The organism is Finegoldia sp. P3-F-LR (genome assembly GCF_052932165.1).
Window position 1 is genome coordinate 30,729 of the sequence record NZ_JBRFJE010000003.1, and the last position, 14,483, is coordinate 45,211.

At 32.5% G+C, this 14,483-nt stretch carries 18 protein-coding genes; 1 reads left to right on the forward strand and 17 read right to left on the reverse strand.

Annotated features, from left to right (window positions below; translation table 11 throughout):
- Positions 1-42: 42 nt before the first annotated feature.
- From ACU68U_RS02040 to ACU68U_RS02110, 15 genes are all read right to left on the reverse strand, one after another.
- Positions 43-939, reverse strand: coding sequence for a 4Fe-4S binding protein (locus tag ACU68U_RS02040; RefSeq protein WP_316532427.1), 897 nt, complete (start codon positions 937-939; stop codon positions 43-45).
- Entirely contained in the window at positions 932-1,084 is a 153-nt protein-coding gene (locus ACU68U_RS02045; protein ID WP_002835608.1) for a CD1871A family CXXC motif-containing protein, read from the reverse strand. The genes ACU68U_RS02040 and ACU68U_RS02045 overlap by 8 nt, the downstream gene beginning before the upstream one ends.
- A gap of 15 nt (positions 1,085-1,099) precedes the next feature.
- A complete protein-coding gene (locus tag ACU68U_RS02050) occupies positions 1,100-2,254 on the reverse strand; it encodes a TlpA family protein disulfide reductase (protein WP_446762615.1) in 1,155 nt (384 codons plus the stop codon).
- 220 nt (positions 2,255-2,474) lie between these two features.
- Positions 2,475-2,873: a hypothetical protein gene (locus ACU68U_RS02055; RefSeq protein WP_094205255.1), complete on the reverse strand. Its 399-nt coding sequence runs from the start codon at positions 2,871-2,873 to the stop codon at positions 2,475-2,477.
- Positions 2,863-3,603: an NAD-dependent protein deacylase gene (locus ACU68U_RS02060; RefSeq protein WP_446762616.1), complete on the reverse strand. Its 741-nt coding sequence runs from the start codon at positions 3,601-3,603 to the stop codon at positions 2,863-2,865. Before ACU68U_RS02060 ends, ACU68U_RS02055 begins: the two co-directional genes overlap by 11 nt.
- Positions 3,596-4,504 carry a DMT family transporter gene (locus ACU68U_RS02065; protein ID WP_446762617.1) on the reverse strand — a complete coding sequence of 303 codons (909 nt, stop codon included), beginning with the start codon at positions 4,502-4,504 and terminating at the stop codon, positions 3,596-3,598. The genes ACU68U_RS02060 and ACU68U_RS02065 overlap by 8 nt, the downstream gene beginning before the upstream one ends.
- A complete protein-coding gene (locus tag ACU68U_RS02070) occupies positions 4,504-4,959 on the reverse strand; it encodes an NUDIX domain-containing protein (protein WP_446762618.1) in 456 nt (151 codons plus the stop codon). The genes ACU68U_RS02065 and ACU68U_RS02070 overlap by 1 nt, the downstream gene beginning before the upstream one ends.
- Positions 4,960-4,968: 9 nt before the next feature.
- Entirely contained in the window at positions 4,969-5,976 is a 1,008-nt protein-coding gene (gene mobB / locus ACU68U_RS02075; RefSeq protein ID WP_446762619.1) for a molybdopterin-guanine dinucleotide biosynthesis protein B, read from the reverse strand.
- Positions 5,973-7,154 (reverse strand): molybdopterin molybdotransferase MoeA, encoded by a 1,182-nt coding sequence (locus ACU68U_RS02080; protein WP_446762620.1) that lies wholly within the window; start codon positions 7,152-7,154, stop codon positions 5,973-5,975. The genes mobB and ACU68U_RS02080 overlap by 4 nt, the downstream gene beginning before the upstream one ends.
- A 10-nt stretch (positions 7,155-7,164) precedes the next feature.
- Positions 7,165-7,800, reverse strand: coding sequence for a formate/nitrite transporter family protein (locus ACU68U_RS02085; protein WP_094205250.1), 636 nt, complete (start codon positions 7,798-7,800; stop codon positions 7,165-7,167).
- A gap of 2 nt (positions 7,801-7,802) precedes the next feature.
- Positions 7,803-8,555, reverse strand: a complete 753-nt coding sequence (fdhD, locus tag ACU68U_RS02090; protein ID WP_446762621.1) for a formate dehydrogenase accessory sulfurtransferase FdhD — start codon at positions 8,553-8,555, stop codon at positions 7,803-7,805.
- Positions 8,556-8,670: 115 nt separating this feature from the next.
- Positions 8,671-9,291 carry an epoxyqueuosine reductase QueH gene (locus ACU68U_RS02095; RefSeq protein WP_446762622.1) on the reverse strand — a complete coding sequence of 207 codons (621 nt, stop codon included), beginning with the start codon at positions 9,289-9,291 and terminating at the stop codon, positions 8,671-8,673.
- A complete protein-coding gene (locus ACU68U_RS02100; RefSeq protein ID WP_446762623.1) occupies positions 9,263-9,958 on the reverse strand; it encodes an HAD family hydrolase in 696 nt (231 codons plus the stop codon). Before ACU68U_RS02100 ends, ACU68U_RS02095 begins: the two co-directional genes overlap by 29 nt.
- On the reverse strand, positions 9,958-10,662 hold the full coding sequence (locus ACU68U_RS02105; protein ID WP_316449927.1) for a TrmH family RNA methyltransferase: 705 nt from the start codon (positions 10,660-10,662) through the stop codon (positions 9,958-9,960). The genes ACU68U_RS02100 and ACU68U_RS02105 overlap by 1 nt, the downstream gene beginning before the upstream one ends.
- A complete protein-coding gene (locus ACU68U_RS02110) occupies positions 10,663-11,643 on the reverse strand; it encodes a C39 family peptidase (protein WP_316524185.1) in 981 nt (326 codons plus the stop codon).
- 113 nt (positions 11,644-11,756) lie between these two features.
- On the opposite strand from ACU68U_RS02110, the gene ACU68U_RS02115 reads away from it, so the two are divergent.
- Positions 11,757-12,461 carry a class I SAM-dependent methyltransferase gene (locus ACU68U_RS02115; RefSeq protein WP_316524186.1) on the forward strand — a complete coding sequence of 235 codons (705 nt, stop codon included), beginning with the start codon at positions 11,757-11,759 and terminating at the stop codon, positions 12,459-12,461.
- A gap of 44 nt (positions 12,462-12,505) precedes the next feature.
- Here the strand turns inward: ACU68U_RS02115 and ACU68U_RS02120 are convergent, their stop codons facing one another.
- Complete coding sequence (locus ACU68U_RS02120) at positions 12,506-13,957, reverse strand: helicase HerA-like domain-containing protein (protein ID WP_446762624.1); 1,452 nt, start codon at positions 13,955-13,957, stop codon at positions 12,506-12,508.
- 15 nt (positions 13,958-13,972) lie between these two features.
- The gene (locus ACU68U_RS02125) at positions 13,973-14,482 is read right to left on the reverse strand and encodes a hypothetical protein (RefSeq protein ID WP_446762625.1); all 510 of its coding nucleotides are present in this window, start codon (positions 14,480-14,482) and stop codon (positions 13,973-13,975) included.
- Position 14,483: the final 1 nt, after the last annotated feature.

A 14,483-nucleotide genomic window follows, 5' to 3' on the forward strand; every position in this document is an offset into this window, starting at 1 on the left:
CAAGATTCATTTATTGAAATTTTCTATAAATGATTTTGAGTATTAATTTTTATCTTTTATTCCACAGCTTATCGCATCAACAGGGCAGGCATTTTTGCATCTTGCACATCTAATACATTCCTTATGATTGCAGTTTTTCGTAGGATCCACATTCATTTGGCAAACTTTCTTACACCTTCCACAACTAATACATTTGTCTTTGTCCAATCTATATTTAAAAATAGAAATCGGATTGAAAAATGAATAAATCGCACCCAAAGGACAAATATATTTGCAGAAAGGTCTGTAAATCATTATTGAAAGTAAAATCGTAAGTATCAGAATAGTTCCCTTCCAATAATACAAAAATCCAATCGCTCCTCTCATACTTTTGTTGAGTAATACGAGTGGAATTCCTCCTTCAAGCATTCCTATCGGGCAAATCAGTTTGCAAAAATACGGAGAGCCTTGTCCCAAAATATCCACCACAAACATCGGCAAAATTATTACAAAAATTAGCAAAATTAAATATTTTATTTTTCTCAAATGTTTATCGTATTTAAAAGTTTTTATCTTTTTGAAGAAAGGGATTTTGTATAACAAATCTTGAATCAATCCAAACGGACACAACCATCCACACACAAATCTTCCCATCAAAGCTCCAATGAAAAACAAAAATCCTACTATGTAATAGCTAAATTTAAAATTAGAGTTTCCAATTACAGCTTGTAATGAACCAATCGGGCAAGAGCCTTTGGCTCCGGGGCAAGAATAGCAATTCATCCCCGGAACGCAAATTTTCTTGAGGTTTCCACCGTAAATCTTTCCGGTTTTAAAACCTTCTACATAAGAATTTGTAATCAAAAACCACAGCGATTGGAAAGCGTGTCTGAAATTATCCATTATTTTATATCTGTTTTTCTTCGTTCCAAACCTTAGTAAATCTTTAATCTTATCCAATTCCAATACACTCCATGCAAATTCTTATAGCCTTATCCAACACAACTTTTACTTCGCCGTTGTTGTAACCGTAATAAATCATCCCAACAGACAGAAATAAAATCGTAACTGAAAATATACGGCTATGAATAAATTTTTTGTACATTTAAATCACCTAATTTTATTTATTTTTCAAATTAGCTAATTCTTTTTCGATAACTTGTTTCCATTCTTCTTTTGATTTTGCACCAGAATAAGTTTCTCCTACAATATTTCCATTTTTATCGACAAAGAAAGTTTCTGGCATTGCTTGAATTCCGTTTAATCTGCCGTTGAAGTTTGATTTATCTGGCATTAAAAATGGATATGAAGCTTTTGTTTTTTCTTGAATTAGTTTTGCCTTTTGCAATGCTTCATTATTAGTACCATTATCGTCCACAGTATCTGTGACAACTCCTACAATATTAACACCTTTGTTCTTCATTTCTTTTTTAACCTCACTCAAATCAGGAATTTCATTCACACAAGCACTACACCAAGTGGCAAATACATTTACCATTGTAAGGTCGTATTTTGAAAAATCTTTGCTTGAGAAATCTTTGCCATTGATGTCTTTTGTGGATAAATTGCTCAAACCCTTAACCGATTTTTTGTCGAATGCTTCTGTGTTTTCCAAATCAGTTTTTTCAGATAATACAAATCCATTTTCAGGACGTGGTTTTTTGTCTATAATATCGATTTGAGTTTGGGCGAATTCTTTTGCAAAACCTTCATCCATTTTACCTTTTGAACTTATGTAGTAAGTGAACTTACCATCTTTTGATTCGCCGATTTTCTTATGATTGTCACATTTTGTGATTTTAGCAATCTCAGCTTCGGACATGTTCTTGTCAAACATTCCAATAGTACCAACTCTTTCAAGCTCTTTTTGCCATTTTTCGTATCCATCACCCATTTTATCGACTACTGCATTTTTTTGTTCTTCAGTTAATTTACTGAAAGTAAGCATAGCGTATTTCAATTCTTTGTCGATAGGACTTTGTTCATCCAACATCGCAATCTTCTTGTCTTTCATATCTTTTTTAACTTGTTCTGAAAGCTTGAACTTCAATCCCAAAAACTCATATACAAATTCATCTTTTGGTTGTAGTGAATAATCAGAAGGTTTGAATTTTTCGTTTTCACCGCTTTTATCATCCTTCATTCCCGCTTCTTTTGGGCTTACCACTTTAGTTTCTTTTCCATTATTTCCACTAGATTTTTGACAACCTACCGCTCCAACACTAAAACACAAAGCTAGTAGCAAAGTAGTTCCTTTTAATACATTTTTTCTCATAATTTCCTCCATAAAATATCTAAGTTCATATTTAGATAACACGCATTCGTGTGATCTGATATTATATTACGATAGTTTTATGAAATGCTTGTGAAATTATTATTTAAAAATAAAGTCGCAATTGATAAGACTATAATCCTCATTTATAGCAATAAAAAATCTACTACTTTTTCCGTAGTAGATTTGTAGCATTATTAGCATATTTATTTTTTCAAAATAATTAACTTTTTTTCACAAATTTATGCCCACAATGAGGACAAGTTACTTTGATTTTTCCTTTATTTCTTGGAATTTTCATTTCTTTTTTGCAGTTAGGACATTTAATATACTTCTTGTCCTTGGAATTTGCGGCTCTGATTTTGTATTTTTCAAAAAAATCAGTCATAGGTTTTACAGCCTTTGAGAATTTTTGATTCTCAATCATTCGTTGATATTTATTAACAGAAAAAACTCTGAAAATTCCGAAATACACAATCAAAATCATCGTAATGACTTCTATAACTCTATTTTTAAATTTTAAATTAATCAAAGAAAGTATCAGAGCGACTACTATCATAGTCTTTGACAAAAAATCGACTCCGTACACTTTTTGCAAATAATTTTTGATTTTATCTTTCATCTATATCCCTCGTCACATATTCTAAAGTTTTTGCAATATCGTCGTGAATCACGATATTTGCCATATTATCGTAGCTTGTACGATCTAGATTAATTAGTATCAAATTATCTCCTCTAAAATAATTGATAAGACCACTTGCAGGATACACGACAAGCGAACTTCCAGCTACAATCATCGTGTCTGCCTTGTTAATCCAATTGATTGCTTTTGCAAATTCACTTTGTGGTGGAGCTTCTCCGTACAATGTAACATCTGGACGAACAACACCTCCACATTTTTCACATTTGCATGGTCTTTGTTGTTTGTAATAATCCAAATCGTATTTTGCACCACAATTTACACAATAATAATCTCTCAAATTGCCGTGAATTTCTGCGATATTTTTCGTCCCTGCCATTTTGTCTAAGCTGTCGATGTTTTGAGTGATTACTCCAAGTAATTTGTTAGCTTTTTCTAACTTTGTCAGAGACAAATGAGCTTTGTTTGGTTTTACTCCATCGATAATCAAATTTTCCAATACATAATTTTGGAATAAATCGGGACGTGTCACGAAAAATTCGTGACTTAACATATATTCCGGTGAAAAATCGCTGTCGTTTTTCTTGTTGTAAAGTCCCGTTGCTGATCTAAAATCCGGAATTCCAGATGCAGTGGACACTCCTGCTCCACCAAAAAACACGATTTTGTCACTTTGTTCTACAATTTGTTTTAATCTTTCAACATCATCCATTATTTACACTTCCCTTTGCTCTTCTTTCTTGAAATCTAGTTGAAACTGCCAGTATCATCACTGACATAAATATCATAAAACAGCCAAGCAATCTTCTTGGATCTGTAGTTTCGTTAAATAAAATAATTCCTAATATCACAGATGTAATCGGCTCTAATGTAGAAAAAATCGTGTAAGTGCTGACACCTGCATTGACTATCGCAAGTTGAATAAATAAAGTGCCAAACACCGATACCAAAATTGAAATCACAAAAGCTATTATCCACGCATATTTTGAAAGTGATAATGTAAAATCGCCAGTTATAAGTCCAAATACTAATAGCATTGTGGAGTTGATGGTGCAATTATAAAATGTAACCTTTACGCTATCCATATTTTTTAGTCCCGATACATCCATATAAATCAAATAAAAAGAATAAGTACAACCAGATGCCACAGCCAAGAACATTCCCAACGGAAAATTACTGCTTCCACCGACATTATTTGCTAGTAAAATCACACCGATTATAGATGCAATTAGTGAGATGAATTTGTATTTCGTCATCTTTTCATTTAAGAACATAACCGAATAAACTGTAACAATCGTCGGAAAAATAAAATGGATAGAAGTTGCAAGCCCAACGGAAATGTATTGATATGAAGCATAAAGCATTGTCATTGTGATGCAACCACCAATGCTACACATTAAAATCAGTTTTTTCAGTTCTTGCTTTGTAACTTTTAGGCTGACATTTCTGCTTTTCAATGAAATAATCAAAAATGGAATTACGAAAAACCCCCTCAAAAAAGAAGTCATAATTACGTTACTTCCGTTAGTCAACGTCTCTCTGACCATAATCGGTGTAAATCCAAAAATCAACGCCGATATTATGGCGAACACCATTCCTTTAGCTTTTCTCACTATTTATAACACTCCTTTTTTACGCATTTATTATCTTGATAATAAAGCACGATTTCAGAATATTTCCCGTCGTAAATAGCGAAAATTTCACCCATAGAATCGCTATGTCCATCCATATTTTTTAATTCTTCGTAATCGATAAATTCCAACGTTCCTTCGACATTTTCTTTTATTAATTCTCCAGAAAAATCATCAGTTTCGTACAAAAACCCAACAATTCTGTCGTCTTTGTCAATGTCATACCAGCTAATCATTCCAACATATTTTATGTTTTCAATATCCAAATTAGTTTCTTCTTTCGCTTCTCTGATGACAGATTCAGTTATAGATTCTATCTTTTCGACATGACCTCCTGGAAAAGTCAACCCTTCCCAACCGTATTTTTTTACTTTATCTAAAACCAAAACATCATTTCCATGATTGATTTTTATCATATTGCACAAAATATTTTCCATAAATACCTTCTAAATTTTAAATTTTTGGATAATGTAGTCTGTAAACTCTGATGGATTATTGATATCGAAATTATCGAACCCACTAAAATTTCTGTCGCTAATAATTCCATATTTGTTCACATCGCTACATACCAAATCATCTGTAAGAGTACATTCGTATTTAATGAAATCTGAATCCTTCATTCCTTCGATAATAATCAAATCAACATCGTCTAATAATTTTATCAAATCATAAATATTTTTACTCCTACCATCTAATTTAAAGTATTTATCGTTAAAAATCAAGGTCTGACAAGCTCCGTAATCCTTGTAGAAAAAAGTGTCAGTATCTTTGAAATCAAGCTCAAAATCGTGCCCATCGTGTTTTATTACCGAGCAGGTTTTGCCCCTATTTTTTAATTCTCCAACAAGCTTTTTAATAAAAGTAGTCTTGCCACTATTTTTTTTGCCACAAATACAAATTAAAGGCGTCGCATTTTGTTTCAGTTCTTCTGGATAATTGATATTAACAAATTCATCCTCAAAAATTGTATATTTCAAATTGACAAATTTCGTATCGATTTTATTAATCAAATTCATCACACGATAATCTTTACTTTCAAGCATTTCTTCCAAAATAGGAATTATTTTTTTCGAAAAAATCCCGCAAGTAGGATAGCATCTCTCATCTGTTTCAAAAATTACAGCTTCATCTGAAAAACTTGCGATAGATGCTGCAAAATCCACCAAATCAGACTTCACATTAATCATATCGCAAGAAGTTACAAATACATATTCATTTGTAGAATTTTTCAAAATCTCCAATATTCCACTCAAAGGTCCCGCATCAATATAAGTGTCCTTTACAGTTTTAATTGGAGAATAATCGGCTGTATTAGATGAAACAATTACCTCGTAGTCTTTGAACCTATCTATTAATTCTTCTATAAAAGTGTGACCGTAAAAGTTCAAATCAAATTTGTCTTGACCCATTCTCACACTTTTCCCACCAGCCAATATTCCTACAGAAACTCTCATATTTCACCCAAATATATATAATCCACGCTTGAACCCACATCCAAGCTTTCATTTTGTTTTTGAAGTAAAAGCGCATTACAATTTGTCAAATCTTGTAGCATGGAATTTTTGTGCTTATCAAAAATCGTAATCTCAGAATCTTTTACAAAACATCTGACGTATCGTTGAAGCTTCGAAGGTTTCATCGATCCTTTTACAACTTTTCCTTTTTCAAATTGTTTTACATTTAATCCATAATATTTATTGTACAAATCCCAAAATAAAACTTCGAAATTACAAAAAGCTGCAAACGGACTTCCAGAACACGACAACACAATTGTGTTACCTACTTTTGATGCCATCACTGGAGTTCCAGGCTTCATGGCAATTCTATGAAACAAAACTTCTCCGATTTGTTTCATGCAGGTTTCCATTAAATCTTTGTCACCAATACTAACACCGCCCGTTGTTATAACGATATCTGATTGTTGAGTTAGGTTTTTTATTTCTTTTATAATTGATTTTTCATCATCCATGCAGTTTTTTTGTTCGACAACTTCTACGCCCGAATTTTTTAGAATAGATTTCAATGTAAAAGTCGTTGAACTGTAGATTTTACCTGGAGTATAATCATCCCCAGGATACAACAATTCAGATCCTGTCGATAATAAGGCTACTTTTAATTTCCTATAAACTTTAACTTTTGCATAACCATTTGAAGCCAAAATCGACAAATCAACTGAAGAAATCCTAGTGTCTTTAGGAATTAACAAATCCCCTTTGGACACATCTTCGCCTTCTTTGATGTAGTAATCAAATGGTTCGTAAGATTTTTTGATTTCAATAAAATCATCAACTACTTCGCAGTCTTCTTGTTTTACAATTGCATCGTAGCCTTGTGGTACGAATGCACCTGTCATTATTCTCACGCAAGTATTTTCTTCGTAATCAAAATCATTGCAATCACCTGCAAAATTCGTCCCAATAATTTTCTTTTTCGATAATTTGTCAGAATCTTTGCTACTTACAGCATATCCATCCATTGCACTTTTTGGATAAGGAGGATTGTTGAACTTCGCCAACACATCCTCCGCCAAAACTCTGTTATAAGCATCATCGATATCAATTTCCTCAATTTCAGATGCTTTTTTTTGTATTTTTCTAAGAATTTCCTTAGCTTTTTCTACTTGTAATAACATTTATTCAACCTTATTCACTTTTTAATTTTGTGTTGATATTTCTCATTGTTGGAATCAAAATTCCGCCCAATACATTACCCAAAGTAATGACAATTAGAGCGATAATTGTTTGTGAATTCCACATTCTTGCCATTTGAATGTAAAACATATCTGCAATACAGTGTTCAAATCCGCATAGGATAAATACCATAATGCTCATTACAATTCCCAAATATTTTCCAATTTCGTGAGGATTGTTTAAGTATTGATCCACAGCGTGAACAACCATAATATTACAGAAAATACCCAAAACAAACAAACTAATCAAAGTATCGTCTGCTTTTACTTGAACCAATTTCGTGGATTTTTCGATAATTCCTGGAGCAACTCTTGTAAGACGAACCAATTCCGCTACGATAATACTACCAACTAAATTTCCAACCCACACCATCAAGCACCATGGCAAATAAGTTTTCACATCATTACAGAACAGATATCCAACTTTTCCCGTAAACAAATTATACTTCAAAGTACACACAGCAAAAAGTCCCAAACTGAACATAAATGCTCCAACGATTTTATTGTCTAGGCTCAAAAACACAACTCCGCCCATAGCAATAAATGCCCCTGCCATAATGGCATACAAAAAATCCGCTAATTTTTTCATAACTAATCCTTCTTTCTAAAATCCCTATAAATATTTAAACGACTTTGTTTACAAAAGCCGATTACGGACAAATTATATTTGCTTGCTAGTTCCAAAGAAATATCCGTTGGTGCACTTCTAGAAACTATGACAGAAATTCCTGAATTGATACATTTTTGAACAATTGATGAAGGAATTCTCCCTGATGTAAATGCAATCAGATCGGATAATTTTTCGCCTTTCAATACAGCTGTCCCAACGGCTTTGTCAAAAGCGTTGTATCTTCCAATATCATCACATTGACAGATTATTTCTCCATTTTTTGACAAAACAACAGAATGCACATTGCCAGTTTCTTTGAATAATTGAGATCCCGATAAATTGTAATTGGAAATCTTCAACAACGTTTCTTCGTTCCAATCAATCGGAGTGACTTTTTCATCTCTGTTTGTAAAATTGTATGGAACATTTTTGTAATCTCCACTTTCTGTAGTCACGTGACTTGGAGTGTTATCGATATCTTTTAACTCAACATTACAAATATTTCCATCAATACGTATATCTACCTTTTGTATATCTTCTGGCCTTACAATATTTTCTGTGACAAGATATCCCGTCACAAGTTCTTGTAAATCCTTTTCAATACACAAAAGTTTAACAATCGGTTTGGAATTAATATTGATATCCAACAAAAATTCTCTCAAAATAACATCTTCTACTTCTTCTATAACTCCATCGTTATATTTCTTAACCATTACATTTTTTTCAAAATTCATAAAATCTCCTTTATTTAATTATATCAAACAACTTTAGCCGATACAAATACTTAACACCATTATCAATTTTGTTTTGAAAATTTCTCAAAAAAAATCGGCGATAAAAATCACCGATTCATTCATTATTATGTCGTTGTTCTGCTTCTCGTTTACTATAAACGCATCCGCAGTAATCTTGTCTATACAAATCAAATTCCTTCGATAATTCGATTGATCTCTTGTAGCCATTTTTCTTTTTGAAATCAGAATGCAAGAATTTAGTTTTATGAGTTTGTTCTAATTTTTCTCCGATTTCATTAATCCATTGGCTGTTTTTATGAGGGCTAACCGATAACGTCGTCGTTACAAAATCAAAACCCAACTCATCTGCAATGTCGAAAGTTCTGTCGATTCGCAAATCGTAGCACTCATAACAGCGCTGTGATTTCTCTCCCAAATCCTTGTAGGGAGCAACTTTTTCATAAAATTCATCGGGATCGTATTTATCAACGATTATGTCAATAGGATATTTTACTTTTGTATTTGCGATGACTTTTTTCTGCTCCACAACTCTTTTATCAAACTCAGATTGTGGAGAAATGTTTGGATTGTAAAACAAAATAGTTATCTTAAAATACTGTGACAAATATTCCAAAACATAACTAGAACAAGGCCCACAACAACTGTGAAGAAGAAGTGTTTCTCCTCCATTTAGATTTTCAATTGTTTTATCCAATATTTTTTGGTAATTCTCCATAAAAATCAACTATCCTTCTTTGATCAGAAATCACAAAATCTGCTCCCGATTCTACAAGTTCTTCTCTTTCTCTAAATCCCCATTCAACACCGACACTTGTTACGTCCGCATTTTTGCACGTCTTAATGTCTGTGTCTGTGTCTCCAAAATATACAATCTCTTCTTTTTTAATATCCAAATCCTCCACGATTTTTTCTAGCAAAAATGGATTAGGCTTTCTTTTGGTTTCATCTTCCAATGCAGACACATAATCAAAATAGCCTTGTGGAAATAAATTGTTCAAAATTTTCTCCGCTGCTGGAAGAGTTTTATTCGTGCATACGCAAACAAGTGCACCCATTTCTTTTAATTTATCCAAGCTTTCTCTAATGTATGGATACAGCTGCGTTTTCTTATCGTCATATCCGTTGTAATACTCAATATAGCTGTCGTAGATTTCAGTAAATTTCGAATTAATCACTGCTTCATCCAAATTATCACGCTCTATTAAATAATCCAGGGATTTTTCCACCAAAATTTTAGGTCCATCTCCAAGAAAATAATTAAATTTTTCCTTTTCTACAGGTTTGAGTCCAAATTTCTGTGTAGTATGATTGAAACAATTATTTATCATTTCAATAGAATCTATCAACGTTCCGTCCAAATCAAATACAAATACTCTCTTCATTAAATCACCCTCGATTGATACATTGCAATGGAACAAGCTATCGGTAAATTCAAGGAATCCACATCCTTAGATTGATTGATGAAAATCTTATTTTCATTGTAGTATTCTTTTGGAAGCCCTGCCCCTTCATTTCCAAATGCCAAGCTAAATGGTTGTTCGAACTTCACATCGCCAAGTTCATCTGAACTTTCATCTAGCAAAAACGAATAAATCTTATTTTCTGGGAAATTTTTCTTGTAATCTTGTAGATTATCAAATCTTTGGATATTTAATTTGAAAAAAGCTCCCATACTGGCACGGACAACTTTAGGATTGTAAACATCACACGTATTTGATATCAAAGCCAAATCCTTATATCCAAATGCAAGCATACTTCTCATAATCGTGCCGAGATTTCCCATATTGTCTATTCCGTCCAAAATTATGTGGTTTTTTTCTTGTAATTTTGATTTTTCTTTTTTGAAAACTCCAATCACGTATTCCTTATCTTTTAATGAAATTTTGTTTATTTGTTTACTTGAAATCGTATAAGGAATTTTCTTATCATTCAATATATTTATCAGTTTTTCTGTGTCATTGAAATCCTCAGAAATTAAGACCTCCTCAACAATATCAGCCTTATTTTCAATAAGTTCATAAGTTGGAAAAGGTCCCATTGTATAAGAATATTCAAGATCTTTTTTGTATTTTGTGTATTTTTTCATTTATACTCCATTACTAAACACCCACATCGCTTTGATTTGTGGTTGTAATCTGTCATATTTCCATGATTTTTGCGAATTAGTAAAACTATTCGGATCGTTAATTATAATATTACCATTTGAATCTATTCCCGAAATCACCATAACATGTCCCGTTTGTGTGAAATCACCAGGTCTTACAGAAATTAGAATCGGATTTCCTTTTTTTATATTCTCTTTTATAACATTATAATTCGCATCCATTTGCACAGCTTTCAATCCGTATTTTCTTGCGATATAAGGATAAAATCCCCAGCTTGTTCCTTCTGATGACGAATATCCGTTGCGATCACTTTCTTCTGCTATTTTTGCAGGAGTGATTGAAGGATCGTTTTTCAAATACGACATCGCCATAGCACAACTTGTAGGGCCACATCCAGTAAAACCTATAATTCCGTAGCCGTATTTTTCATAACCCCATCTCTTGTCCCACTGCAAATACAATGGCACATTTGAATTATTTGCATTTTCTGGATATGAATAGTCGTTTTTAATTGTAGAGTCAATTGTTTTCGCCACGAAATTAACCGCAGTGTAGTTATTACCAGCAAGTTTTAAAAGAGATGGATGAATGTCATCAGCGTTTTTCATCACTAATTTTGCATTAGGATTGTACTTAGCGTAAACTTCCAAATTGTGCAACAATTCATTTCTCTTAAATGTGTTTTGGTAAATATTTTCAGTTTTTTTGATTTCTTCAAAAACTTCCTCATCAGTTTTCTCTTTTTCCACTGGTTCTTCTGGTTTGGAGTTTTGTTGGACTGAAGTTTTTTGCTCCTGAGCTATCTCAGCTTGTTTTTGTTCAGCTGCATGCTCTTGCCTATCGTTTTTTACTTTTATGATTGAAAATAGAATTACTAGAAGAAATACAGAAAACACAATCCTTCGTTTTACTGCACGTCTTCTTTTTTCTTCTAGAAATCTATCGTGATTATTACGTATCAAGTTTCCACCTCATTTATCTAATTATATCACAGGATTTGAAATTATTACAAAATTATGACAACTTTATAAAATTGTAACATTCTTTTGGGTATAATTACATTAGAGGTGATGATATGAGTAAATTTTACGATTCAATTTCAGATAATTACGAAGATATTTTTCAGCCAAATGATAAGCAAATTAGTTTCTTAGAAGAACTTGCTCACGGCAAAATCTTGGATGTAGCATGTGCAACTGGAAAAGTTGCGAAAAGACTTCAAGATGATGGATTTGATGTGATGGGGATTGATTTGGAAGAAAAGTTTGTGAACAAAGCGATTAATGAAAATAAAATCGATGCTAAATGTATGAATATGCTAAATATCGACAAATTGAAAAATAATTTCGATTTGATTTATTGCATTGGAAATTCGTTGGTACACTTAGATTCTTCAGAAAAAATAAATGAATTCTTGAAAAAATGCTACGACAAGTTAGACACAAAAGGTAATCTTGTAATTCAAATCATTAATTTCCATCCATTTTTACAAGTAGATGATGATTACTTAGGAAATCTTCCTACTATCAAAAATGAAAAAGTGGAATTTGTACGAAAATATTTCAGAAATGGTGATTTTATACGATTTAACACAGTTATGACAGCAGGTGATAAATCCATTGAAAACGACGTTAATTTATTTCCAATAACATCCGATGAATTAGTAACACTTTTAGAACAAAATGGTTTTGAGAATATAAAAATATACGGAGGATTTAACAAATCAGAATTCGATAATGAAAATTCTAGACCGTTAGTATTAGCCGCTGAAAAACTATAAAATAAAATTTAGCACATTTAAAAACCTCCCTTCTGGGAGGTTTATTAAAATTTTATGCTCTTTTTTATTGATCCGAAAATTCCACGTGCGATGTCTCTTCCGATTTGTCTTGTAAAACTACCAAGCATGGAGTTAATGCTTTTAGACGCGAAATCTTCTATCGGAGATTTTTCTTGTTTTTTGGATTTCTTAGTTTGTTTTTCCGGCTCTTCTTTGATTTGATTTTGCAATTTTGTTTGCAGTATTTCATAAGCAGATTCTCTGTCGATTGATTGTGAATATTTTTGATGCAAATCAGAGTTTTTCACAATATAATCCACGTCTGATTGAGAAAGCGGCGTAAACGATGAGTGTGGTGGAAGTACGAGTCCTTTTTTAGTTATACTTGGTGCTCCTTTTTCATCCAAAAATGAAATCAACGCTTCACCTGTTCGTAAGTTTACAATTTCATCTTTTACATTCATATCTGAGTTTGCTCTGAAAGTTTCAGAAACTTTTTGCACAGCCTTCAATTCTTTTGGAGAGAAAGCTCTCAATTGATGCACAATTCTATTTCCTAATTGCGAAGAAATCGAATCTGGAATGTCTAGTGGGTTTTGTGTTATGAAGAATATTCCCACACCTTTTGAACGAATAAGTCTTACAACTTGTTCAATTTTATCCATTATCATCTTGTTTGCATTATCGAATAACAAATGTGCTTCGTCAAAGAAGAACACTAGCTTTGGGATTTCTGGATTGCCAACTTCTGGTAGTGATTCGAAAAGTTCTGACAATAGCCACAACAAAAACATCGAATACAAGTTTTTGTCGTTAATAAGTCTTGCCGCAGAAATTATATTCACAAATCCACGTCCATCAGAATCTGTCATCATCAAATCTCTTATATCCAAACTTGGTTCTCCCAAGAATTTATCTGCACCCATATCTTCGATGTACAATAATTTTCTCATGATTGCGCTAATACTTTGAGTGGTGATATTTCCGTATTTTTTTGAATAAACTTCCCTGTTATCAGACAAATGATTAAGCATTGAACGCAAATCTTTTATGTCCAACAACAATAGTCCTTCCTCATCTGAAACCCTAAATGCAATATTCAAAATCCCGGCTTGTGTATCGTTCAAATCCAAAATTTGCGATAACAAAATCGGACCCATTTCAGAAACTGAAACTCTCAATGGAAGTCCAGCTTCTCCGTAAACATCCCACAAATTTACAGGATAGTTTTTGAAATTAAAATCAGTGATATTCATTTCATCTAGTCTAGATTTAAGGTTATCGTTCATTTCACCAACCGATGCTAAGTTTGACAAATCTCCCTTAACGTCTGACAAAATAGTAGGCACTCCCAAATCGGAGAAATATTCGCACAACACTTTTAATGTAACTGTCTTTCCGCTTCCTGTCGCTCCTACGATAAGTCCATGTTGATTTACTTTATTTGAAAGAAGTTCGATATCTTCGTTTCCTCTTGCAATCAATAATTTTTCCACAATTTCCTCCGCATTCTAATTTTCTTGAATAATTTGTTTCAAATCAATGAAATTGAACAAAGCTTTATTGTAAAAAGCTTTTGTTTTCTTGTACTTGTTGTAATTGTTGTACACGTTTATTCCGTAAACAAACAAACTAAACACCATCAATATGTATTTGCCAAATATCAAATACAAAATCATTCCCATAATCACATAAGATATCGGGCTGTAATCAAACGGCAAATCATAAAAAACACTGTAGAGTATTCTGTCAATACATATTACTGCCAATAACAACCACACATACATCGCTAGATAGAGCGTATTTGATTCTAATAAATTAAGAATGATTGCTGGAATAAAATACACTCCCGCTCCTATTATTGGCACGAATGAAAACACAGTTATAAAAAACGATTTAACAAAAACATGGTCAACCTTCGCACATTTCAAAAATATAACAGATGTCAATAAAACTAATATTATTTTCGAAACCTCGTAACTTTTCTCGTACAAAATTATTTTCTTTAAATTCTCTTTCATA